Here is a 23,040-nt window from a genome sequence, read left to right as displayed (position 1 = left end):
TTTTCACCATAATCATTAAATATATATGTTCATATGAATATACAATCATATGAACTGAACTAATGTTTTAGGTGAGTATCAGATGGCACAGAAAAATGAAATAGACCCTGAAAAAATACCAGCACAAAAAACTGATAATTTTTGCTGTAGTCATAATCACGAATCAGGAATAAAAGATCAGGCATATAAAACTTTCAAACCAGAAATAAAAGAATTTAGTGGTACGCAAAGAAATATTAAAAAAAAACATAATCAAAATGATATAAAAAGTTCCTGTGGATGCTGTGCTGCAGACCTATTTGAAGAAAAAGAACCGGCTAAAAGACGAAAACATATTTACATAATAAATATATCTGCCCTAATTTTCATTCTAGGATTATATTTTAATTTTTTTACCACCTATAAACTTCCTTCAGAAATATTATTTTTAATGGTAGTCGCCCTTTCTGGCTATAAATCCATTCCCCAGGGAATAAAATCATTTTTTAAAGGTAAATTCAATATAAACTTTTTAGTTACCATTGCCGTAGTAGGTGCTTTTTTAATAGGTGAAGGCGCAGAAGGAGCATCAGTTATATTTTTGTTCTATATTGCTGAATTTTTAGAAGAACGTGCTGGTGAAAGAGCCAGAAATTCAATAGGCGCCCTGTTAAAACTGGCCCCGGAAACTGCAACTATTAAAAAGAATAATCAAAAATTGGAAGTTAATGTAGAAACTATTGAACCGGGAGACATTGTGGTTATACGGCCTGGTGATAAAATTCCAGTAGATGGACTGGTAATTGAAGGTAATTCAGATGTAAATCAGGCCCATATAACTGGAGAAAGCATACCGGTAACTAAAGTAGAAGGCAGCAAAGTTTTTGCTGGCACCCTCAATGGAGAAGGCTATCTGGAGGTACAGGTTACCAAAAAGAGTGATGAAACTATAATATCTAAGATTATAAAGCTGGTTAAAGATTCCCGGTTGAAAAAATCAAAAACTGAAGCTTTCATTGATAGATTTGCAAATTATTACACTCCCCTGGTAATAGGAATGGCCCTAATTGTGGCCACCGTACCTCATTTTATCCTCGGCCATTCTTTTGAGACCTGGTTTTACCGGGCTTTAGTTCTTCTGGTGGTTTCATGTCCCTGTGCTTTAGCCATATCCACACCCATATCTATGGTTTCTGGAATAACCGCTGCAAGTCGAAAGGGAATATTAATAAAAAGTGGAGAATATGTAGAAGAAATGCAAAATATTGAAGCCATGGTCTTTGATAAAACAGGAACACTCACCTGGGGAAAATTAGAAATTACAGATATCATCCCCTTAAATAATTATTCCCTCCCTGAAATTTCCCAAATAGCAGCATCACTCGAATCAAAATCTAAACATCCCCTGGCCCAGGCTATGGTTAACTATGCTCAGGAATCAAATATAAAACTTAAAGAAATTAAAGAATTCGAATCAATCACTGGTAAGGGTTTAAAGGGAAAAATCAATAATAAAATATTCTATATTGGTAAAAAGAGTTTATTTGCAGATAATATTGAATATCCTGATGAAATTATAGAAAAACTGGAAAATGAAGGTAAAACTACCATAATCCTGGGGAATGATCACCACCTTATAGGGGTCATTGGACTCTCAGATAAGATAAGGGATACCTCCATCAATACCATTTCCCAATTAAAAAGCAGGAGAATTAAAACAATAATGCTCACCGGAGATAACCAGGGGACAGCCAGAGTAGTAAAAGAAAAATTAGGCCTTGATGAGTATTATTCTGGACTATTACCTGAAGATAAAGTAAAAATTATGGAAATACTATCAAGTAAATATAGAAGTGTGGCCATGATTGGTGATGGAGTAAATGATGCACCTGCACTGGCCCGGTCAAATGTGGGTATTGCCATGGGAATTAATGGTTCTGATGTGGCAATAGAAACTGCAGATATAACCCTAATGAATGATGACCTATCTAAGGTGGATTATCTGATTAATTTAAGTAAAAAAACCATGGCTATAGTTAAACAGAACGTTTATACATCTATTTTAATTAAAACTTCCCTGGCTATACTGGCGGTATTTGGATTTGTTCCTTTATGGATGGGGGTTTTAGTAGGAGATATGGGTTTAAGTATTGTGGTAATATTAAATGCTTACCGTATAGGGAATAAAACCAGAAATTTGAGTTTTAGAAAATAGTAAAATAATTTTTCAGGTTTTTTTAGCTAATCTTACCTGAAGAATTTATTTATAAATAGCTTACATTTTGGCACTGTAAAAAAAAATTGGGTGGTTTTTTTTTAATTAATTTTTTTAATAGGCTATATTCGATAATTATAATTAATGGAAAAATAAACAATTTTTATGATGGAAGTAATTCCCGTTCTGGATTTAAAATCAGGAATAGCCGTATCAGGACAATCAGGTAAAAGAGATACTTATACTCCTTTAAAAACTGTTTATAGTACTTCCAGTGATCCAGTGATGATTTCCAACTCCCTTAGACACAATGGAGCCCGGCGGATTTATGTGGCGGATCTGGATATGATTGAAAAGAAGGGCTCTAATCTGGATGTGGCTCAAAAAATCAACCTTTTTTTACCGGTGATTTTAGATTGTGGGGTTAGAAATCTGGAAACATTTAAATTCGCCCTCAAATTTGCCTACAAAATAATCGTGGCCACAGAAACACTAGAAAGCGTTGAGGAGCTGGATAAAATCTGTGAAAAGTTTCCTGCCTCCCGCCTGGTGGTGAGTGTGGATGTGAAAAACGGGAAACTATATGCACCAAACCTGGACTTGACCATGGAAGAATTCAAGGATAAGTTAATAAAATTAAATCTTCCTGAGATCATATTACTGGATATATCCCAGGTAGGTACCTATAAAGGATTCAATAAAGACTTAATAGAAAAATTTATTGATCTTAAAACCTCTCTTATCCTGGGTGGAGGTATTACCCCGGAAGATAAGGAAAAATTAAATACTCAGGGTATAAAAAAGGTCCTGATTGGATCTGCCCTGCATAACGGACAAATTCATTTATGAATATATTTTTTTAGTGTTTTATATAAATTATTTAAGATAATAGGGAATATTATGAGCGGATTTTTAATTTTAGGGCCATTGAGTAAGGATACAATCATTAAAGATGGATTAAAAACTCATTCGGTGGGAGGGGCGGTATATTATCAGTCCCGGGTTTTTTCCAGTTTGAATTTAAATCATACTGTAGTGGTAACTCTAGCTGCAGATGACCAGCACCTCTTAAATGAATTTCCAGAAAAAACAACTTTAATACCAGTATTTAAAAAAGAAACAGTCCGTTTTGAAAATAAATACTTCAACAATGATCCTAATAAACGCATACAACGTTCCAATGCCCCTAATATACCCTTAACTATAGAAGATCTTTTAAAAATTTTCAAATCTGAAGAAATGGACTTTGAGGGAATAATACTCTCTCCCTTATTATCCTCGGATATTCCTCTATCCACCGTTAAATGGTTATCTAAAAAAGATATCCCCTTATATGCCGGGGCCCAGGGCTATTTAAGAAACCTTAAAAATTGTGATATAAACTTGAATTTAAGGCCGGAGTTTGAAGAACTCTTAAAAATGGTGGGCATATTATTTTTAGATGAAAATGAATTGAAAGCCATAAAAATAAATAGAAAAGAAACTTTTATGGAGTCCCTTAACCGTTTGGCATCTTATGGCCCTGAAGAAATAGTTATAACCTGTGGGGATAAGGGTTCATTAATTTACTCCCAGGAAAAGGTGCATAAAATTAAAGCCTACCCTCCTTTGCAAGTGGGGGATCCCACTGGACTGGGCGATACCTATCTGGCTGCTTATTTAAGTTGTAAAAAAAATAATAAAGATCCCATTAAATGTGGAAAATTTGCAGCTCAAATAGCCACCAAAAAACTGGAAAACCGGATTTAGTTCTACTTATTTTATAATATTTAATCCTGGATTTTCCATTATACTCCTAAAACGATAGGTAAAATAACAAAGGGCAACAAACCTGCTGAAAAAAACATCACTACCCCTAGTATGGTGTATATTTTATTATCATCCATTATTCCATTACATAGAAATATTATGCTTAAAAAACCTAAAATAGCAGGTAATATGTGGGAATAAATTAAGGAACCAGTAAATACTTCTTGAACCATGTTATCACATTTTTTATTTAGTATATAAGTTTTTAATACTATTATGGTATTAAATTTAATAATCTTCATTTTAAATTAAAATTCCCGGAGGCATATTTCATTTATGATTTTTACTTAAATGAATTATCAATTAATCTTAATTTTATAGTTAAAGTATTTATTATTCTAAAATCAAACTGATTGTTATTGATTACTTTATTTAGCTATGCTTATTTAAATTTTTGTGTAATCAATAATTACCCTGGAATTAAATTCACGCTGAGTTTAGATAAGGAGGATTATCCTATGTTACATGGAACCGAAGTTTTAAAAAAAGGCTTTGCCAAAATGACTAAAGGCGGAGTTATAATGGATGTTGTAAATGCAAAACAGGCTGCCATTGCTGAAGAAACAGGTGCTGTGGCCGTCATGGCCCTGGAAAAAGTACCGGCTGATATCCGTGCTGCAGGGGGAGTAGCCCGTATGGCCGATCCAACCAAGGTGGAAGAGATAATAGATGCAGTTTCCATTCCCGTCATGGCCAAGGTAAGGATAGGTCACTTTGCAGAAGCCCAGATTATCGAGTCTTTAGGGGTGGATATGATTGATGAAAGCGAAGTTTTAACTCCCGCAGATGAATCATTCCATATTGATAAGAAGAAGTTCACCATACCCTTTGTCTGTGGTGCTAGAAACCTTGGAGAAGCCCTAAGGAGAATTGATGAAGGTGCAGCTATGATCCGTACTAAAGGTGAACCTGGAACAGGTAATATTGTAGAAGCAGTTCGCCACATGCGTATGATCATGAGTCAAATTAGAGAGATACAAAATAAAGGTGAAGAAGAATTATGGGCACTGGCTCGAGAAATTGAAGCACCACTACCTCTGGTAAAAGAAACCGCTAAACTGGGGAAAATTCCAGTGGTTAACTTTGCTGCAGGTGGAGTAGCCACCCCGGCAGATGCGGCATTGATGATGCAGCTTGGTTCAGATGGAGTATTTGTTGGATCCGGTATATTCAAATCAGATAACCCGGAACAATTTGCCCGGGCTATTGTAGAAGCAACGGCCCACTACGATGACCCCCAGATACTCTCGGAAGTATCCCGCGGTCTGGGAAAAGCCATGCATGGACTGGAAATAAGTGAAATATCTGATTCTGACCGTATGCAGGAAAGAGGATGGTAAGAATCACCTTATTTTTTTTTATATACTCTTATAATTTTTAATTATTTTTTTTAATCCACGGCATTAAGTCCTCTCTCCTGACTACTTATTCTTATAATATCCTCTAACTTACTGATAACCAGTGAATTTCCCAATTCCGGATCTTTAATAGGGATGAGACTATTCAAGAGGAATTCTACTTCTTCTTCTTTTATTACCATCATTACTTCCAGCCGGGCTCTTTGATTAATCCGTTTTCTGTAGATTTCATTTCCTCGATAGATTTCTTTTACCGGGATGGACTGGGATTGTTTAAGCTCAGTTACGGTAATATTTGAAAAACCAGACTTATCCAAGCAATCTTTTACTTCACCCATTAAACCAGGATCTAAATTGAATTTAACTTTTTTTAAATGATTTTTCTCATGGCTCTGTGGTTTTTTAGGGAGGATTTTATTTTTCCCATACTCCTTTTTTTGACGGGCATGGCTCTCCAGCTGCTGGATTTTAATTTTCTGATTTTTAAAATTTGATAGCTGATCTTTTTTTTCTATCAGGTGGGATAAACGGTTAAAGGCCAGAATTACACTTTCCACTTTTTTATCTACCTGGAAAACTTCACCTTCTCTTTTGGATATTTCCAGATGAGGTTCTTCCATAAGAAGCACATAGGGAATATTTTCACCCTTAAGAATCTCCACCATGTCTCGAATTACTTCAGCAGGAGAATTTAAAACAAAAATCATTACTCCGTCTACTTCATCCAGCATCTCCTGCAGGGAATAGAAACTATCCTCTCCGGCCTTTTTTAAAAGATAAGTATGGTTGTTATCAATAGTAATTCTTTGATATTTGAATATTTTTAATTCCATCCAGGATTGACTTTCTAATTCTAAAGACCCCTGATTTTTTAATACCAGAATCTTCTGCACCATTTTTTTCACTCCTATTTGGTTATAAATAATTAATTAATACTCCTTTTTATTACAAATCAGGGCCAAAAGCCTTATTAGGAAAAAGGAATCCTTATTCCGATAAGAAAATTTAGTTATTTTTAATATTTAATCTTTTGCAATCAAGGGTGCTGTCCATCTGTAATCCAGGAATAGATTCTCAAGGAATTTTATAGTATAATAACCCTTTTTTATCTAAAAAAAATGATTATTAGTGAGTTAATAAATTGTTTATCCTTATCAGGGGGTCGGAACTTCTAAGCAAAAATGAAACCAATTTCTGCTAGTAACTAGCTCGGGCAGAAACTTAGATTTCTCTGGATACACTACCCTTGGGTAAGAACTCATTTTAAAATATAAAAATCCATATCGTTATAATGGATACAATTATATGTTGATTATTTAAAGAGGATATTAATATTTCTCCAGGTTAGATAATAGACATAAAAATTCCGTAATTATAACCTGCTAATGATTTATAAAAAGATCTAAGATGAATTTTTTCTGGAGCAAAAATGAAAATTAAAATTATTTTTAAAAAAAAATTGCCTCATATATTAAGTCTTTTGAGGATTGCAGCTGCTCCGGTATGGGCTTACTTATTTTTAAATGGCTTATACATTTATTCAATTATATTATTTATCATGGCCATATGCACGGACTTTCTTGATGGATACCTGGCCCGAAAACTGAATTTATCTTCTAATAAGGGAGCTTATCTTGATGTGACTGCTGATTTTATATTTATAAGTACCTGCTTTCTGGGGATGGGAATTAAGGGATGGTATCCACTCTTACTCCCACTAATATTACTGGTCATGTTCTCCCTTTTTATAATGTCTTCTACCTTAAAAAAACTAATCTACGATCCTGCAGGCAAGTTTTTTGGTTCATTTTTAATGATAGTAATTTTTTTATCTTTAATATTTCCTTACAGCTTACTATGGGATATTTTATTAATTCTGGTTTTAGCTATTGCCTCCTTATCCCTATTTTACCGATTCAGATTTTTAATACGCCAAAAAAGGGCTAATAGCTAATATTACCCATAAGAAGGATAAAATATTTCGAAGGGATTCAAATCTAATAAAAACTATAAAACTAATTCCAGCCCCAAAAAACTAAAAAAAAATAAAGTTTCAAGGAATAAAATGGGAATTAAGGGAATTAAATGGCGTTTTCCCCTTTTTCTCCTGTTCTAATACGGACCACTTCTTCTACCGGGGATATGAATATTTTACCATCACCTATATCTCCGGTCTGGGCATTTTTAACTATGGTTTCCACTACCAGGTCCACAATATTACTTTTTACCACTATTTCCAGTCTTTTTTTAGGTAAAAGGTCCACTTTATAGTCTTTTCCACGGTAGCTTTCAGTTATTCCCAGTTGTTGTCCCCGGCCCTTTACTTCTTCTACAGTCATACCCGGGATACCTTCTTTTTCCAGGGCATTTTTAACTTCTTCCAGTTTATCTGGCCTTATAATTGCGATTATCCTTTTCATGGTTTCACCTGTAAAAAAATTACGAATCTATTCTTATATTTTTATGGGATACTATTTTTATTAATCATCCATTTAAAAATATCTAGGATAACCTGTAACCAGATTCCTCATGAAGGTTGATATCCAGACCCTGAATTTCGTGGTCTTCTCTTACCCTCAAACCTACCACCTTATTAATTAACTTACCCAGAGCCAGGGTTACTAAAAAGGAGTAACCAGCCACTACCAGGACGGCTAAAATCTGACTACCCAGAAGACTGAAACTTCCAGTGATTAAACCTCCCGACTGCAGGGCACTGTTTAGTACAGGCAGGGCAAATATACCTACAGATATACTTCCCACCACTCCCGATACTCCATGGATTCCAAATACATCCAGTGCGTCATCATAACCTAAGCGGGGTTTCAGACGGGATACTGCATAGTAACATATAATTGAAGCTGCAAAACCTATTACTAAAGCAGCAGTTACATTAACATATCCTGCTGCAGGAGTAATAGCTGCTAAACCAGCAATTGCTCCAGAAAGAGCACCTAAAAGTGTTGGTTTTCCAGTATTGAATTTATCCATTAAAATCCAGCCTAACATACCGGCTGCAGCTGAAACATTGGTCACAATCATGGCTGCCACGGCCAGGTCTCCGGCACTTAATGCTGAACCGGCATTAAATCCAAACCAGCCAAACCATAAAAGTCCGGTCCCTATCACTGAATATCCTAGATTATGGGGCAGAAGGCGCATGTCTTTTCTAACTCCTAATAGTAAAACCAGAGCCAGTGCAGCTACACCACTACTTAAGTGCACCACCAGGCCCCCGGCAAAATCTATGGCCCCTAACTGGGCCAACCATCCACCTCCCCATACCCAGTGGGCTATGGGGATGTAAACCAGTATCATCCATAATGGAACAAATAAAAGCCATGCTGAAAATTTCATACGCTCTACAATGGCCCCTGAAATCAAAGCCACCGTTATAGCGGCAAAGGTCATTTGAAATAGCGCAAAAAGACCTCCGGGGATGGTTGGGGCCAGATCAGACACGGCTTTTGTCTCTAAAAACCCACTAAAAAATGGGTTTTGCAAGTATCCAATTAATCCGGTAATATCCTGTCCAAATACCAGGTCATATCCAAAAACAAACCACAATATACTCACAATAGCAAAGGTAATAAATGAAAGAAACATGGTGTTTAAAACATTATGTCTACGGATTAGCCCGGAATAAAATAAAGATAATCCCGGTATGGTCATTAATATTACCAGAGCAGTGGAAATCATCATCCAGGCAGTATCGCCTGAATTAATTACTGCTACCATCCTATCACTCCTTTTTAAGATAAAAAATATTCATGATGGTCATATAAAGTCTTAAATTACAATTAAAAATGATTATAATATTCTTATGGTTATAAAAAGTTAAATTAAAGCGGAACATCATTTAATCCGTCTGGAATTTTCTATATTCACCTCCCTTTAAAGGACAAAGGAAACCTTTTTCCGATGAGATATCTTTTAGAGGTGTTATTTAATCTTTGTGATTAATTACTTCTGCCTGTAATTGGCAAAGCCCTAACTAATAATCTTCCATAGATTTAAATATCCTCTTATACAAATATATAACAAGTTATTATCGGTTGAGGGAAATGAAGAAAGATTTATATAACAAATTAGGCATTTTAGAAATAATAATCGGGATATTGATAATTATATTACCGTTTTTCTATTTTTTCACCACAGCCGGGGTGGTGGGCCTGGGACTCCTATTTTTAGGTATGGCCTGGATTTTCTTAAGCTTCAATATCCGGGAAGATAGTAAAATATTCAGCTTAATGGTACTCTTAATTGGGATTCTAGCTATTATCAGTGCTTTAGTTTATTATATAGGTTTAATTTCCTTTGACCCGTTATTAAATTTCTGGCTTTTGGTAGTGGGAATAATGCTTTTAGTATTTGGAGTGATTACCTTCCTATTCCGGAAAAAGGTTAATGGCAAATGGGGTAGCACCGGCCTACTTAGCATTATTCTGGGAATAATCTACCTGGCAATCATTTATCAAATAATATCAGGCAGTAAACTGGATTCCTATTACCTGGTGGTTTTAATTGGATTATTTTTAATTGCCGACGGAATAATCATATTTTTCCTTAAACCATCTAAAATAATAGAACCTCTGCCCTAGAGTAAATGCCATAATTTACTAACAACTCCGGGAGGTTTATATTAAAAAACCATTTTCCGGAGGAGGAGGGCTAATTTTTTAGCTGCAGTGTTTTTATTTTTTAGTGATTATAAAACCGGTTTAAATCAGCATTTAATTATTACGTGCACGTGGATTATTATTGGGGGAGAGCGTATCATGAGACCAGTTAGACCTGGCTTTGATGAACTTAAAGATAGATTAATATACTGCTGCAGGTTACAATATAAGTATCCATAAAAATATTTTAACTTATATGAGGCTGCTAATTTGAATCGAAAAAAATCAGGTAAGTTATTTGCTGTTATCCTGCTGGCCATTTTTGCTTATGGCTGCGGCTCTTCCTTAAGTTTAGCTGTATCTGACAGTATATCTCTAGAACTCCCCACCATCCTGGCAGCAGATGATGGCCAAATAAGTACCATTGGAAACCCTGATTTTGAGCCAGTAATCCTTCGACAGAGAGTTATTACCATAACCAATAACACTACTAATCAGACTACTAATAACACCACCAACCAAAGCAACTTTGATCCTAATTCCCGTAATCGTAATGAATAATGTTATTTTTAATTAATCTAACACAAACTACATTCCTCTGACTATAACTAAATCATCTTTTTTAGTAAAACTATTATAATATTAAAAGATAAATTGAACATCTAAATTATTTATTAATGTTGAAAAGTTGCTTTCTCTGGTTTTTGCTTTTAAATTAATTTATTTTAGTAACTTTTTTTTCGCATTTTACAACTAAAACTAATTTATATGGAACCAAGCACATACAACTATTATTATATCTTCTGGATTTAATAGATACTTATTCCATGAAATGATTCAGGTGATTCGGTGAGAGAAAAGAATATTATCGGAGCAAAAATTCGCAATCTAAGACAGGAAAGAGAAATGAGCATGGAAGAACTGGCCCGGGCCAGTGGAAATACCCGGGAATTAATAGAAAGTATAGAAAATGGGGAGATTGTTACTTCCCTCACCCCTTTAATAAAAATTGCCCGGGCCCTGGGAGTACGTTTAGGAACATTCATGGACGATGCCCCTCAAAAAGGACTGGTAGTGGTCAAAAAAGGTAAAAGTCATCAGGTTATATACTTCTCTGGTGAAGAAGGCCAGACAAAAGAGTCTGCTCTTGAATTTTACTCCCTGGGATCTCCTAAAAGTGATAGACACATGGAACCATTCCTGGTGGATGTGGATATCCATAAGGAGGATAGCTATAAATTATCCTCCCATGAAGGTGAAGAATTCATATATGTATTGAACGGCCATCTGGAGCTTTTATATGGCCATGAAAAATATCAGATAAAAGAAGGGGACAGCATATACTATGATTCAGTAGTACCTCATCATTTACATGCTCTGGGAGAAAATAAAGCCAAAATACTGGCAGTGGTGTATACTCCTTTCTAATATAAATTTCTGGCAATAGTTTCACTTTTTAAAAAATTTAAAATTTATTTAGATGATTATCATGTTTAAAATAATGGTCACTCCTCGTTTTGGAGATATAGATGGTTTAAAACACGTTAACAATACCGTACTGGCGGTTTGGTTTGAAAAAGGGCGAAATCCAATATTTCGGATGTTTACTCCTGATCTGGATTTGAGCTATGAAAAATGGAAATTAATCCTGGTGCGGACTGAATTTGATTTTATAGGACAGATGTACTATGGGGATGATGTGGAGATAAGAAGCTTTATTTCACATATTGGAAATTCATCTTTTACCATTGGACATGAGGCCTGGCAGAATAATGAATTAAAGGCCACAGGTAAAGCAGTTATTGTACACTTTGACTTTATTGAAAACACCAGTCTCATAATTCCAGAAAATATCCGTCAGGAACTGGAAAAACATCTAATTGAACCAGAAGAGGCTAAATAGGGACTAAAATTTTTGATTTAGGGAAATAATATACTTTAATTAAAACTTTTAAGGTGAATATTAATTTATCATTATTTTCAGGAAATAGTAAACTATAATTAAAACTTAATCAGGTGAATAAATGGTCTTTACTGAGGATACCATAGGGGAATTTTTTGAAAAAGAAGTAGAAAAACATCCAGACCGGGAATTCATGGTTTACCCTGACCGGGATTTACGATTCACATACCTTGAATTCAATCAAAGGGTGGATATGCTGGCCAAGGGCCTGCTATCTATTGGACTGAAAAAAGGAGACCATATGGGTATATGGGCTAAAAATGTTCCAGACTGGCTCACCTTCATGTTTGCCACGGCTAAAATAGGTGTGGTGCTGGTAACGGTTAACACCGCTTATAAAAGCCATGAACTGGCCTATGTAATGAAACAATCTGATATGAAAGCACTGGCCATCATAGGCGGCTTCCGGGATGTGGATTACGTGGAAACCGTTTACAGCCTGGTGGAGGAACTTAAAACTCATAGCCGGGGTAATTTAAAGTGCAAAGAATTCCCCCACCTGGAAAGCGTAATCTACATTGGCCCGGAAAAACACCGGGGGATGTATAACACTCCGGAATTATTACTTTTAGGAAAACACACCTCAGATGAGATCTTAGTTCAGGCCAAAAAATCCCTATCCCATAAAGATGTAATTAATATGCAGTACACCTCTGGTACCACAGGTTTTCCTAAAGGGGTGATGCTCACCCACCGTAATATCCTCAACAATGGTTACTACATTGGGGAGAGACAAAAATTCACCGGTTCTGATAGATTATGTTTACCAGTACCATTATTTCACTGTTTTGGTATAGTACTGGGAGTTCTGGCTATTTTAACCCATGGGGGGACGTTGATAATGGTGGAGTTATTTGATCCCCTGCTGGTATTGGCCGCTATTCAAAAAGAAAAATGTACCGCCGTATATGGTGTTCCCACCATGTTCATTGCCGAGTTCACCCACCCTATGTTTAGTATGTTTGATTTATCATCCCTCCGCACCGGTATCATGGCCGGATCCACCTGTCCCATTGAAGCCATGAAAAGGGTGATGGAAGATATGAATATGAAAGAGGTAACCATTGCCTATGGTTTAACTGAAGCTTCCCCGGTATTCACCCAGACCAGTGTGGATGACCCTATAGAAAAAAAAGTGAATACCGTAGGGACTAAAATGCCCCATATTGAAGTTAAAATCGTGGACCCGGAAACAGGCCAAACCCAGGGAGCAGGTGAAGCTGGAGAAATCTGCTGCCGGGGATACAATGTTATGGAAGGGTACTATAACATGCCGGATATGACCCGGGAAACCATTGACCCGGAAGGGTGGCTCCATAGTGGGGATTTGGCTATAATGGATGAAGATGGCTATTATTCTATTGTGGGCCGTATAAAAGACATGATCATCCGGGGTGGGGAAAACATTTACCCCCGGGAAATAGAAGAGTTCCTGCATACCATGCAGGGTGTTAAGGATGTGCAGGTGGTGGGCATACCTGATGATAAATACGGGGAACTGGTAGGGGCTTTCATCATAAAAGAAGAAAATAGTGATTTAAAAGAGGAAGATGTAAGGGACTACGCTATATCTAAAATTGCACGTTATAAGGTCCCCAAACATGTTTTCTTTGTGGAGGAATTCCCCCTAACTGCCAGTGGAAAGGTACAAAAATTCAAATTAAAAGAACTCTCCCTAGAACTTTTAAAACAAAAAAAAGCAGAAGAAGAAGACCTGGCCTGATAAAGACCATTGCAGGATAATAAATGATAATTCTAAAGAAGAAAAAGAAAATTCTGGAAATGTTCCCTATTGGAAGTCCTAAGGGCGCTCTTAATTCACGGCGAAAACCAGAATTTTATGGTTATATCAAATTCAGAAAAACTCCTGGTGGGAGTAAAATCCACCGTTTTGTGGTAAAAAATGATAAAGAAACTGTTCTTCCTCCCCAGGAGGCCATAAAATTATTAAGAAAGCAGGCGGTTTTTTTAATTGGAAAAGATGAAGAAACAGAAGAATTTCTGGATTCTTTAAATATAAAATATCGTCGGACTCAGATTTGCCAGCACTGTACTATGGAGGGAAATATTACTATAATTACCTCTAAATCTTCATTCAATCATCACCAGCAAAAGATCTGTCGCATGTGCGCTGAGGAAGAAATAAAAAGGGAATTAAAATATCGGGGTATTAATAAAAAAACCTTCAACAGCTTTAAAAGATTACTGGATAAAACCGGGAACCTGGATAAGGTACTTCAGGTCATGGATCCAGGTTTTGATCCTCTGAAAAATAAAGAACTCACTCTTTTTGATAAAATCACATCTATCCGGGATAAAAACATACCTGAAATAGATATTAATTCCTTAAAACTCCCTGAAAAATTTAAAAGAGCTCTAAAAAAGCAGGGAAGTTCTAAACTATTACCGGTACAGTACCTGGCTTTAGAAAACGGATTACTGCAGGGAGAAAGCCTGCTGGTGGTATCTGCCACCGCCAGTGGTAAGACCCTCATCGGGGAGCTCTCAGGTATACCTGCTGCTTTAAATGGCAAAAAATTCATCTTCTTAACTCCTCTGGTGGCCCTGGCCAATCAGAAATATCGGGATTTTAAAAAGAGATACTCTCCCCTAGGCCTTAAGACATCTATAAAAGTGGGTATGAGCAGGATTAAAGCCCGGGAAGAAATAAAACTCCCTGATGATGATATCAAAGAGGCAGATATCATAGTGGGAACCTACGAAGGGGTGGACTTCATGCTCCGCTCTGGAAAATCTCACCTCCTGGAGAATCTGGGGGTGGTGGTGATTGATGAAATACACACCCTGGATGATGAAGAAAGAGGTCCCCGACTAAACGGCCTTATTAAACGTCTTAAAACTATTTTTCCAGGAATACAGGTCATTGGACTTTCGGCTACAGTAAAAAATCCTCTCCAAATTGCGGAACAATTTAAAATGAAGCTGGTGGAATATGACCGCCGTCCGGTGCCCCTGGAAAGACACCTTATTTTCACCAGAAGTGAGGAGGAAAAAAAGCTATTAATGACCCGGATCTCCCGCCAGGAATTTAAAGAAAAATCCAAAAAAGGATTTCATGGCCAGACCATAATCTTCACCAACTCCCGGCGTAAAACCCATCTTATTGCCAATTACTTAACCCGGCACCGGGTTAAGGCCGCGGCTTATCACGCTGGTCTATCTTATGCCCAGAAGGAGAGAATTGAAAAATCATTCAGCCGCCAGGAAATATCCACCGTGGTTACCACTGCGGCCTTAGCAGCAGGGGTGGATTTCCCAGCATCCCAGGTTATCTTTGAAACTCTGCTTATGGGTAATAAATGGATCACTCCCAATGAATTTTCTCAGATGCTGGGACGTGCCGGTAGACCTTCCTACCATGACCGGGGCAGGGTATACCTTTTAGGTGAAATAGGACTCACCTTTGATGAAGAAACAGAAGAATTAAAGGCAGTGGAATTACTGGAAAGTGACGTGGATTCTGTCCATGTTTATTATTCCCCGGAAGATACCCTGGAACAGATCCTGGCGGATATCTCCTCCTATGCCCTGAAAAATACAGAGGATATTTCTAAATTTTACCAGGGAATGCCTCTTTCTACGGATATAGATCAGGCCCTCCTTACCATGGAATCTTATGGATGGATTAAGGTGGATCAAGGCATTATTAAACCTACCCGTTATGGAAGGGCGGTTTCTGTTTCTTTTCTTAATTCAGAGGACGCTTACTATATCCAGAAAAACCTGAAAAGAAAATCAAAAAAAGGACCACTGGACATTGCTCTTTATCTGGAACCTTTTGAAAGTGCCTACTTATCCAGCCGGCTTCACCGGCAACTTTCTAAGGCAGTGAAAGCCCATTTCTCCACCAGGCTTATGGCTGATTCCACCCGGGATATTATTTCTTCTGGTGAAAACCTGGTTAAACTGGACGTGGGACTGCAGGAGACAGTATTAAATATTCAAATTGATTTCATGTCCTGTGAGTGTAAGGAACGGCCATTCTGTGACTGCCTGCAGAGGGAACTCTCATCTAAAATCATTAAAAGTCGATTGAATGGTTATGATCCCCTGGATATCAGCCGGCGTTTATTAAACCGGTACCAGATACAGGCTTATCCCGGGGATATTTTCTCCTGGCTAGATAGAGTGGTGCGGATGCTGGATGGGATTAAAAGAATCGCCCATGCCACCCATAATCATAAAAAGGCCAAAGAATGCTCTCGACTTATAAAAGCCCTAGAAAAAGGTTAAATATATTTAATTCAAAGATTTGGCCCGGATATTTTTTTATTAAATTATGTTGTTAAGACAATAGTTGCATTGACAACATTTATATAGTTGCTTTTTATACTATATTATGACCATAACAACTAAAAAAAATCAGGCTTAATCTTAAATCCTATTTTTTTAGAGTGCTTTTAATGGGATTTTAACCGGGGCTTCTTTTATCTATTTTAAGGTCTAATATTAACTAGATTATTAACCGGGGCTTCTTTTATCTCTTTTAGTCACTAAAATTCTCAAAATAACTTATTTAAACGATTTTCAAGGTCTGAAATTCAGATATTTAAATTATAAGGACTTATACTATGGAAAATACAAAAAAATTACTGCAAAGTGATAAAGAAGACCTGCCATTAGGGTTTTTTTTATCCATCATCCATCGTACTCACTTTGTTTATCTTAATGAAAAAATTAAATCACTGGATCTGACTGCAGGCCAATTCCCCTTTCTAATGCAGATATCCCACAAAGAAGGAATTTCTCAGGATGATCTATCCCACCATTTCCATATTGATAAGGGGACAGTGGCCCGGGCTATAAAAAAGCTGGAAGACCATGAACTTATTTATCGCCAGGTTGACCCGGAAAACCGCCGCAGGTACCTCCTTTTTTTAAGTGAAAATGGTAAAAAAATGTTACCGGAAATATCTAATATTGACCAGCAATGGGAAGAAAACATATTATCCGGATTTTCCCCTCAGGAAAATAAATTTTTAAAGAAAACTTTAAGAAAACTTGCTATTAAAAGCCTGGAAATTACCCGGGGTGAATAAATGAATTATACTTATGGATATATCTCTAATAAAGAGGTGGAACTTAATGCATTCTGATTCCAATTCCTCCCCTCAGGACGGGGCCCAAAAAAGAGTATCTCTTATTACCGGAGATCCGGAAAAAGCCATTCGTAAATTATCCGGACCAATGATTATTGCCATGGTTTTGATGATGGTTTACAACCTGGTGGACAGTATCTGGGTGGCTGGTTTAGGTGCCAATGCCCTGGCCGCTTTAGGATTCATCAGCCCGGTTTTCATGATCCTGATTGGCCTGAGTAATGGTTTGGGAGCAGGAGCATCATCAGCTATAGCCCGATGCATCGGGTCTAAAAATAAAAAAGGCGCTGATAATGCAGCCATACACTCGATATTAATCTCCGTAGGTGTATCCCTGGCTTTAACCATACCCTTACTTTTATTTCTCCCGGATATTTTACTGGCCCTGGGAGCAGGTGAATCATTATCCCTGGCAGTGGATTATGGTCAAATCATCTTTGCCGGTACCATCTTCTTAATATTTACCGGGGTATCCTCGGGAATCCTGAGGGCAGAAGGGGATGTTAAAAGGGCCATGTATGCCATGGCTGCTTCAGCTATAATCAACATGGTCCTGGATCCCATACTCATTTACTGGGCGGGTTGGGGTATAGCCGGTGCAGCCTGGGCCACAGTGATATCATCGGCCCTGGTATCTGCTGTTATTGTCTACTGGCTTCTTTTAAAAAGGGATACCTATGTATCTTTTTCCCGGTATGATTTCCAACCCAGTAAAAAAGTCCTTAAAAGTATACTGCTGGTGGGGTTACCTGCCAGTGCGGAAACCCTGGTAATAGCCCTTTTAATGGGGATACTAAATGGAATTCTGGTTATAACTGGAGGAACTGATGCAGTGGCTATCTACACTGCCGGATGGAGAGTGGTTATGGTGGCCATCATCCCCTCAGCAGGTATAGGAACCGCTCTTATTACCGTTGCCGGTGCAGCCTACGGAGCCAAAATGTTTGATAAACTTTCCATATCCCACCTGTACTCAGTCAAGCTCAGTATAAAAGTGGCCCTCTTACTGGGAGTGATAACCTACATATTTGCCCCTTATATGGCCCGGATATTTGCCTACTCTCCTGAAACATCCTACCTGGCACCTACCATAGCTCTATTCCTCCAGGTAATGTGTTTCTTCTATCTACTGCTACCTCTGGGTATCATGTCATCTTCCATCTTCCAGGCTATTGGAAAGGGAATAACCTCTCTTGTTATGACTCTATTCAGGGAACTGGCCTGCATAATTCTTATAGCATACTTGCTGGCCATAGTTTGGGGCTGGGGGCCCTCAGGGGTATGGTGGGGTATAGTAATTGGTAACCTGGTAGGGAGCAGTATCACCCATTTATGGACCAGAAGGTATATTAAGGCCCTGCAGAGAACCAGATCTCCTGATATATAATTTAAATTATTGTTCACGGGTCGGGGCGAATCAGATATCTTCTTATCGTTCTAAATCCGTATCTTAGGCTTTAAAGATACGGACTCTTAGATAATTAAATAAATAGAATTTATCTTCAAAAAAGAAATAATAAAAAATTTTTTTATTTCTTAGTTAAAAAACAGGATTTAATTATCCTTAATTTCTAAAAAACCCAATCATTTATAAAAGTAGAAAATAAATGAATATTAGGGGGAGCTCAGCCCCCTTTATATGGTAGAAGGTTATAAAGGTGTCCAAATCTTATCACCTCCTACCATTATTTATTATAATCAAACTATCTCTTATTAAAAAAAGAACTATCCTTTTAATTATATTAGTTTATTTTACATATCCTCTTCTTCTAAGAGTTTTTTAACATCTTTTACTATATCTTTTATAGCTTTATCCAGCAGGGATTGGCCTAAAATGGGGTCCACATAAATTCCTTCCTTTTCAACTTCCCGGGCCCCTTCATCTATTCCTTCATCTTCTTGTCTGGCTTTTTTAAAACCACACATCCCCACTTCTGGATAATCATCCAGATTAAAGTTATCCTTTAATTGGGAGGTACGGGTTATTCCTAAAATAGTACCAACAGATAGTTCTCCTGAACCGGCATGAGGGCCTTCTATTTCCACCATGCGGTTGTTAAAAACTATTTCCAGATCCAATTCTTCTTCCAGTTCCTCTATAAAGTCGCAGATAGGGACATTACCTCCATGTCCATTAACCAGCACCACCGATTTTAAGTTAAGGCACTTTTTTGCAGATTTTAAAGTGGGCTTTAGCCGGTTATTTACCAGTTCTTTTACCTCCACATGGATTCCATGGGGGATATAAGGAAATTCAGTAGCAGCATATAAAACTCCTAAAAATTTAGCCCCGGTTAATAAGGATGCTTCCAGGGCAATGTAGGAGGCTATTTTAGCATCAGTATCAATGGGCAGTGCCGGGCCATGGTTTTCCAGATGGGAACCCAGTGCTAAAATTCCGATGTGATGCACCTGGGGAGATATAACATTACCTGCTTCCCAGCGTAGTTTAACCATTTTTCATACACCCTTTTCTTATTCCAATTCCCATATTTTATCCCCAATAAAATGGATGGTTTTTACTGCTTTTCCTTTAGTGTTTTCCACCATCTCCTTTCCACTTATTATACTGCTACCAATAGCCAGTGGTTTTTTATGGGTTTCATCCACAATAACCACGGTGTCCCCTTCTTTTATATCCGGATCAGCATCCACCACACCAGGACTCATAACATCTGCCCCATTGGCCATGAATTTCACTGCCCCCATATCCACCACCACATAGTTAAAATCTAAATCCATGGTGAGAGCTCCTTTCAAGGTAGGAAATGGCTGATCATCCAGTATCATAATCAGGGGCTGACCATCAACCAGTATAACTGGACACTCTTCTGTTTCTAAAAGCTCTACTTTGGCTTTAGATGGAATTAAGACAGAATAATCACCTAAATCCTTTTTTATATCTTTTAATTTTTTCTTCTGGAGATAATATCTTTTCTTAACTTTCAAATAAACACCTTTAGATAATATAAAGTAGTATTTTTTAGATATGTGGTTTTAAAATAAATAATAAATCTTTAAAAAAGACCAATATCTAATTATGTCGATATGGGTTTCTTTTTCATTTAAGTACTCCGAAACTTGATTTTATTAAATATCTTATATTTTTAATATTTAATAATCATTTCGAATAAGCCATTTTCCTGGTAAATATTGCCTCTTAAATGCAATTATAGTAAATGTAATATTTTAGCTTAATATAAATAAAAATATTAGAATATTGGGGGTTTATCATGTATCCTGAATTCTTAAATAAAAGATGGTTTGCCTGGAATCCATCATCCGACACGATTGTAGCTTTAATAACTGCGTTAATAATGGTGGGAGGGGGCTATTATTTACTGGTTCATCTACCATCAGAAAATGGTTTAAAAGCAATTTATGGATTAATTTTCACATCCCTGCTGGTCATATTTCCAGTATGGTGGCTTTTATGGCGTCAAAATGGATTTATAAAGGATTTAGGTATAAAAAAAGAGGGTTTAATTCCCAGCCTGATTATTAGCATATTTATAACATCATATTTCCTGTATTATGCCCTCAGCCAGTATTCCTTTTATGGGTTAAATTTAATTCCTCATTTTTTAACCAATGGTCTTATTTTATGGGAACCTTTTTTTATCTTTTCCTGGCTTCAACTTCGCTTTGACCGGGCATTTGGTATTATACCTGGAATTTTACTAGCAGGTATATCCTTAGGGGCCTACCACTGGGGAACTTACCCTTTAAGTGAAATTATAACTTTAGCCCTTTTTGGGATGTTATTTGCAATTATCTTCCGTTTAACTTCCAATCTATTCATTATGTGGCCCTTAACCTGGAGCACATCTTCTGCAGTAGGGACACTTAAAGGGGGTTTCTTATTAGGATGGGATGAGGCTTCACTGGCCTTTATAGTTCTGTTAATTCAGATAGCATTCATAATTTATGTCTTACATAAAAGGAGATCCCGGTAGAGCATGAAACATTTTTTTAAATCCAGCTATAACCAATTATCTCACTTAATTATTCATCTATAAGGCTATACTATTTTAACCAATATCCTCATAAAAATGAGGCTATGTAATAATCTAAAAAAGCAGAAAATTGTGACAAATCATTATTTTTAATAATTCAGAGCTTCAATTAAATGAGGGATAGATTAGAACTCTATATATTTATGTATTTAGAGAATATGGAACTGGAAACTTAATTCATATTCAATCTGGACTTAAATATCTAAGGCACTATATTTCTGGAACTTAAATAATAATATCCTTTTTTAAAAAAAGATTTAAATACTCTATTTTACAAAGAACATTATAACAAGTCTGATTATAGAACTTGATGGTATTGTTGATTAAATTCATGGCTAAAATAATATGGTAACACTCTTTTCTGATGATATTACTATACGTGTTTCTAAATCAATATAGAATCTGGTTATAGCTTTTTATCTTAAAGAGCGTTACATTTAAATATAAATCCAGCCAACATTGAAGTTATAGGAAAGGTGATAATTATGAATGCACAGAAAGTGAATGTACAAAGGCCACTTGATGCATTAGGCAAATCTTTAAATTCCCCGGTACTAATCAAACTGAAAGGTGACCGAGAATTTAGAGGAGTTTTAAAGAGTTTCGACTTACATATGAACTTGGTATTAAATGATGCTGAAGAATTAGAAAAAGGTGAAGTGACCCGCAGATTGGGCACAGTTCTAATCCGTGGAGATAACATAGTATATATATCTCCCTGAACTAAATGTTTATAATAGAAATTAGTTAATTTTAATAATAAATTATTTTAATATTAAGTAACTATACTAATTTATTGGATTAATTTATATTCTATTAAAATTTTCATCTTTTTTTTAGGAGGATTTAATAATGAAAGGTACACCCTCATTTGGTAAAAGAAATAAAAAGTCCCACATTAGATGTCGAAGATGTGGTAGAAACGCTTATCATGTTCGCCGAAAAGTTTGTGCTTCCTGTGGTTTTGGTAAATCCAAAAGAGTAAGGAGATACAGCTGGCAAAATAAAAAGATATCCGGTCAAAGGTTGAAATAGATGGATAATAAAAGCCCTATTGATGTGAGAATAATTGTGGAAGGCGCTTCTGATGTGGAAAGTGTTTCACGGGCCATGCAGGACGTGGCACTAGGCGCAGAGTATCACATTACCATTTCTTCCATCATCCCCACCACCAGTATTGATATTGCCCGTAAGGCGGTTCAAGGAGCTGACGTGGTATTAATTGCCACTGATGTGGATGGTCCTGGAAGAGATCTGGCTGAAAAATTTCAAAAATCCCTTAAAGACGAAGTGGGACACCTGGAAAGGATGAAATTTCCCTATGGACATGATGTGGAGTACATAGATCCCGGGATAATTTCAGAAGAAATTAAAAATGCCATCATTAGGGCGGGTTTGTTATCTATTGCTAATATTAGGGATTTCAGACAACTGGAAGACCAGTTCATGGAATCTCACCATAAAATGCAGGAATTATCACGGGAGAATAATAATCTACTTAATGAAAACCAGTCCCTATTAGATAAAATGGAAGAATTTTCTATCTCTAATGAGGAACTTCTACAGGAATCTGATAAACTTAAAATTGAACTGGAAAATATTAAAGGAGATTATAACAAGTTAAATTCTCAATACACCAGTATTTTGAATAAAAATTTATTTGAAGTTTTTTCTATTACAAAGCTTTGGAGAGAAGCTTTTGATGAAGATTTAAAAGATTTAGAACATATTACTTTTGCAACTAATCAATTTAAACCAGATAATATTATAGTGGGTCAGGGCTCCATAAGTGCCCGGTCCAAGGATAAGGCCATAGAATGGCTCAAGGTTATTAGAACCGCCCTTATTTTCATGGATCCAAAATCTGAAGAACTAAAAAATGATTTAGATGAGGAAAATGATAATCTGGAGAATCAGTTCCAGAATATTTGGGAATGATCTTATTTTAAATTAATATTCAA

The 23,040-nt window shown here is 36.6% G+C and carries 23 protein-coding genes; 17 read left to right on the top strand and 6 right to left on the bottom strand.

Features of this window, described 5'->3' with window-relative positions; translation table 11 throughout:
- The first annotated feature begins 82 nt into the window (after positions 1–82).
- The 3 genes from HYG87_RS02555 (at position 83) to HYG87_RS02545 (ending at position 3,943) form a co-directional block, all read left to right on the top strand.
- Entirely contained in the window at positions 83–2,194 is a 2,112-nt protein-coding gene (locus HYG87_RS02555; RefSeq protein WP_211533676.1) for a heavy metal translocating P-type ATPase, read from the top strand.
- 165 nt (positions 2,195–2,359) lie between these two features.
- Positions 2,360–3,043 carry a HisA/HisF family protein gene (locus HYG87_RS02550; RefSeq protein ID WP_211533675.1) on the top strand — a complete coding sequence of 228 codons (684 nt, stop codon included), beginning with the start codon at positions 2,360–2,362 and terminating at the stop codon, positions 3,041–3,043.
- A 51-nt stretch (positions 3,044–3,094) separates the two neighbouring features.
- The gene (locus tag HYG87_RS02545) at positions 3,095–3,943 is read left to right on the top strand and encodes a PfkB family carbohydrate kinase (protein ID WP_211533674.1); all 849 of its coding nucleotides are present in this window, start codon (positions 3,095–3,097) and stop codon (positions 3,941–3,943) included.
- A 38-nt stretch (positions 3,944–3,981) separates the two neighbouring features.
- On the opposite strand, the gene HYG87_RS02540 is transcribed toward HYG87_RS02545, so the two are convergent.
- Positions 3,982–4,176: a hypothetical protein gene (locus tag HYG87_RS02540; protein ID WP_211533673.1), complete on the bottom strand. Its 195-nt coding sequence runs from the start codon at positions 4,174–4,176 to the stop codon at positions 3,982–3,984.
- A gap of 285 nt (positions 4,177–4,461) precedes the next feature.
- On the opposite strand from HYG87_RS02540, the gene pdxS reads away from it, so the two are divergent.
- Positions 4,462–5,343, top strand: coding sequence for a pyridoxal 5'-phosphate synthase lyase subunit PdxS (pdxS, locus tag HYG87_RS02535; protein WP_211533672.1), 882 nt, complete (start codon positions 4,462–4,464; stop codon positions 5,341–5,343).
- Between the two features lie 50 nt (positions 5,344–5,393).
- Here pdxS and HYG87_RS02530 read toward each other — a convergent pair whose 3' ends face one another.
- Complete coding sequence (locus tag HYG87_RS02530; RefSeq protein ID WP_211533671.1) at positions 5,394–6,257, bottom strand: P-II family nitrogen regulator; 864 nt, start codon at positions 6,255–6,257, stop codon at positions 5,394–5,396.
- Between the two features lie 533 nt (positions 6,258–6,790).
- On the opposite strand from HYG87_RS02530, the gene HYG87_RS02525 reads away from it, so the two are divergent.
- A complete protein-coding gene (locus HYG87_RS02525) occupies positions 6,791–7,315 on the top strand; it encodes a CDP-alcohol phosphatidyltransferase family protein (protein ID WP_211533670.1) in 525 nt (174 codons plus the stop codon).
- A gap of 127 nt (positions 7,316–7,442) precedes the next feature.
- Here the strand turns inward: HYG87_RS02525 and HYG87_RS02520 are convergent, their stop codons facing one another.
- Both HYG87_RS02520 and HYG87_RS02515 read right to left on the bottom strand, forming a co-directional pair.
- Entirely contained in the window at positions 7,443–7,781 is a 339-nt protein-coding gene (locus tag HYG87_RS02520) for a P-II family nitrogen regulator (RefSeq protein WP_211533669.1), read from the bottom strand.
- Between the two features lie 82 nt (positions 7,782–7,863).
- On the bottom strand, positions 7,864–9,099 hold the full coding sequence (locus HYG87_RS02515; protein ID WP_211533668.1) for an ammonium transporter: 1,236 nt from the start codon (positions 9,097–9,099) through the stop codon (positions 7,864–7,866).
- A 326-nt stretch (positions 9,100–9,425) separates the two neighbouring features.
- On the opposite strand from HYG87_RS02515, the gene HYG87_RS02510 reads away from it, so the two are divergent.
- The 8 genes from HYG87_RS02510 (at position 9,426) to HYG87_RS02475 (ending at position 18,450) form a co-directional block, all read left to right on the top strand.
- Complete coding sequence (locus tag HYG87_RS02510; RefSeq protein ID WP_211533667.1) at positions 9,426–9,962, top strand: DUF308 domain-containing protein; 537 nt, start codon at positions 9,426–9,428, stop codon at positions 9,960–9,962.
- 288 nt (positions 9,963–10,250) lie between these two features.
- Positions 10,251–10,541 carry a hypothetical protein gene (locus HYG87_RS02505; protein WP_211533666.1) on the top strand — a complete coding sequence of 97 codons (291 nt, stop codon included), beginning with the start codon at positions 10,251–10,253 and terminating at the stop codon, positions 10,539–10,541.
- 288 nt (positions 10,542–10,829) lie between these two features.
- Positions 10,830–11,408 carry a helix-turn-helix domain-containing protein gene (locus HYG87_RS02500; protein WP_211533665.1) on the top strand — a complete coding sequence of 193 codons (579 nt, stop codon included), beginning with the start codon at positions 10,830–10,832 and terminating at the stop codon, positions 11,406–11,408.
- Positions 11,409–11,469: 61 nt separating this feature from the next.
- Entirely contained in the window at positions 11,470–11,883 is a 414-nt protein-coding gene (locus HYG87_RS02495) for an acyl-CoA thioesterase (protein WP_211533664.1), read from the top strand.
- A gap of 121 nt (positions 11,884–12,004) precedes the next feature.
- On the top strand, positions 12,005–13,666 hold the full coding sequence (locus HYG87_RS02490; RefSeq protein WP_211533663.1) for an AMP-binding protein: 1,662 nt from the start codon (positions 12,005–12,007) through the stop codon (positions 13,664–13,666).
- 23 nt (positions 13,667–13,689) lie between these two features.
- Entirely contained in the window at positions 13,690–16,197 is a 2,508-nt protein-coding gene (locus HYG87_RS02485) for a DUF5814 domain-containing protein (RefSeq protein WP_211533662.1), read from the top strand.
- Between the two features lie 338 nt (positions 16,198–16,535).
- Positions 16,536–17,003, top strand: coding sequence for a MarR family winged helix-turn-helix transcriptional regulator (locus HYG87_RS02480; protein ID WP_211533661.1), 468 nt, complete (start codon positions 16,536–16,538; stop codon positions 17,001–17,003).
- A gap of 46 nt (positions 17,004–17,049) precedes the next feature.
- Positions 17,050–18,450 carry an MATE family efflux transporter gene (locus HYG87_RS02475; protein ID WP_211533660.1) on the top strand — a complete coding sequence of 467 codons (1,401 nt, stop codon included), beginning with the start codon at positions 17,050–17,052 and terminating at the stop codon, positions 18,448–18,450.
- Between the two features lie 365 nt (positions 18,451–18,815).
- On the opposite strand, the gene arfB is transcribed toward HYG87_RS02475, so the two are convergent.
- Positions 18,816–19,520, bottom strand: coding sequence for a 2-amino-5-formylamino-6-ribosylaminopyrimidin-4(3H)-one 5'-monophosphate deformylase (arfB, locus tag HYG87_RS02470; protein WP_211533659.1), 705 nt, complete (start codon positions 19,518–19,520; stop codon positions 18,816–18,818).
- Positions 19,521–19,538: 18 nt separating this feature from the next.
- Positions 19,539–20,012, bottom strand: a complete 474-nt coding sequence (locus HYG87_RS02465; protein WP_211533658.1) for a DUF1947 domain-containing protein — start codon at positions 20,010–20,012, stop codon at positions 19,539–19,541.
- Positions 20,013–20,296: 284 nt separating this feature from the next.
- Here HYG87_RS02465 and HYG87_RS02460 point away from each other — a divergent pair, with 284 nt between their 5' ends.
- The 4 genes from HYG87_RS02460 to HYG87_RS02445 all read left to right on the top strand — a co-directional run bounded on the left by HYG87_RS02460 (position 20,297) and on the right by HYG87_RS02445 (position 23,017).
- Complete coding sequence (locus HYG87_RS02460) at positions 20,297–21,019, top strand: hypothetical protein (RefSeq protein ID WP_211533657.1); 723 nt, start codon at positions 20,297–20,299, stop codon at positions 21,017–21,019.
- A gap of 545 nt (positions 21,020–21,564) precedes the next feature.
- Positions 21,565–21,801 carry an LSm family protein gene (locus HYG87_RS02455; protein WP_211533656.1) on the top strand — a complete coding sequence of 79 codons (237 nt, stop codon included), beginning with the start codon at positions 21,565–21,567 and terminating at the stop codon, positions 21,799–21,801.
- Positions 21,802–21,931: 130 nt separating this feature from the next.
- Complete coding sequence (locus HYG87_RS02450) at positions 21,932–22,114, top strand: 50S ribosomal protein L37e (protein WP_211533655.1); 183 nt, start codon at positions 21,932–21,934, stop codon at positions 22,112–22,114.
- Positions 22,115–23,017, top strand: a complete 903-nt coding sequence (locus tag HYG87_RS02445; protein ID WP_211533654.1) for a toprim domain-containing protein — start codon at positions 22,115–22,117, stop codon at positions 23,015–23,017. It abuts the gene before it with no gap.
- Positions 23,018–23,040: the final 23 nt, after the last annotated feature.

The sequence above is a fragment of the Methanobacterium alkalithermotolerans genome (assembly GCF_018141185.1).
Lineage (GTDB): Archaea > Methanobacteriota > Methanobacteria > Methanobacteriales > Methanobacteriaceae > Methanobacterium_F > Methanobacterium_F alkalithermotolerans.
Note: the sequence above shows the minus strand (reverse complement) of the source record. Positions and strands in the feature narration are given on the sequence as shown.

Excerpts from the sequence above, each read along its gene's own strand:
- HYG87_RS02475 (WP_211533660.1), top strand. The coding sequence starts at position 17,050 with ATGCATTCTGATTCCAATTCCTCCCCTCAGGACGGGGCCCAAAAAAGA.
- HYG87_RS02515 (WP_211533668.1), bottom strand. The coding sequence starts at position 9,099 with ATGGTAGCAGTAATTAATTCAGGCGATACTGCCTGGATGATGATTTCC.
- HYG87_RS02490 (WP_211533663.1), top strand. The coding sequence starts at position 12,005 with ATGGTCTTTACTGAGGATACCATAGGGGAATTTTTTGAAAAAGAAGTA.
- arfB (WP_211533659.1), bottom strand. The coding sequence starts at position 19,520 with ATGGTTAAACTACGCTGGGAAGCAGGTAATGTTATATCTCCCCAGGTG.
- HYG87_RS02480 (WP_211533661.1), top strand. The coding sequence starts at position 16,536 with ATGGAAAATACAAAAAAATTACTGCAAAGTGATAAAGAAGACCTGCCA.
- pdxS (WP_211533672.1), top strand. The coding sequence starts at position 4,462 with ATGTTACATGGAACCGAAGTTTTAAAAAAAGGCTTTGCCAAAATGACT.
- HYG87_RS02550 (WP_211533675.1), top strand. The coding sequence starts at position 2,360 with ATGATGGAAGTAATTCCCGTTCTGGATTTAAAATCAGGAATAGCCGTA.
- HYG87_RS02445 (WP_211533654.1), top strand. The coding sequence starts at position 22,115 with ATGGATAATAAAAGCCCTATTGATGTGAGAATAATTGTGGAAGGCGCT.
- HYG87_RS02485 (WP_211533662.1), top strand. The coding sequence starts at position 13,690 with ATGATAATTCTAAAGAAGAAAAAGAAAATTCTGGAAATGTTCCCTATT.
- HYG87_RS02455 (WP_211533656.1), top strand. The coding sequence starts at position 21,565 with ATGAATGCACAGAAAGTGAATGTACAAAGGCCACTTGATGCATTAGGC.
- HYG87_RS02450 (WP_211533655.1), top strand. The coding sequence starts at position 21,932 with ATGAAAGGTACACCCTCATTTGGTAAAAGAAATAAAAAGTCCCACATT.
- HYG87_RS02510 (WP_211533667.1), top strand. The coding sequence starts at position 9,426 with ATGAAGAAAGATTTATATAACAAATTAGGCATTTTAGAAATAATAATC.
- HYG87_RS02495 (WP_211533664.1), top strand. The coding sequence starts at position 11,470 with ATGTTTAAAATAATGGTCACTCCTCGTTTTGGAGATATAGATGGTTTA.
- HYG87_RS02545 (WP_211533674.1), top strand. The coding sequence starts at position 3,095 with ATGAGCGGATTTTTAATTTTAGGGCCATTGAGTAAGGATACAATCATT.
- HYG87_RS02540 (WP_211533673.1), bottom strand. The coding sequence starts at position 4,176 with ATGGTTCAAGAAGTATTTACTGGTTCCTTAATTTATTCCCACATATTA.
- HYG87_RS02460 (WP_211533657.1), top strand. The coding sequence starts at position 20,297 with ATGTATCCTGAATTCTTAAATAAAAGATGGTTTGCCTGGAATCCATCA.
- HYG87_RS02520 (WP_211533669.1), bottom strand. The coding sequence starts at position 7,781 with ATGAAAAGGATAATCGCAATTATAAGGCCAGATAAACTGGAAGAAGTT.
- HYG87_RS02555 (WP_211533676.1), top strand. The coding sequence starts at position 83 with ATGGCACAGAAAAATGAAATAGACCCTGAAAAAATACCAGCACAAAAA.
- HYG87_RS02525 (WP_211533670.1), top strand. The coding sequence starts at position 6,791 with ATGAAAATTAAAATTATTTTTAAAAAAAAATTGCCTCATATATTAAGT.
- HYG87_RS02530 (WP_211533671.1), bottom strand. The coding sequence starts at position 6,257 with ATGGTGCAGAAGATTCTGGTATTAAAAAATCAGGGGTCTTTAGAATTA.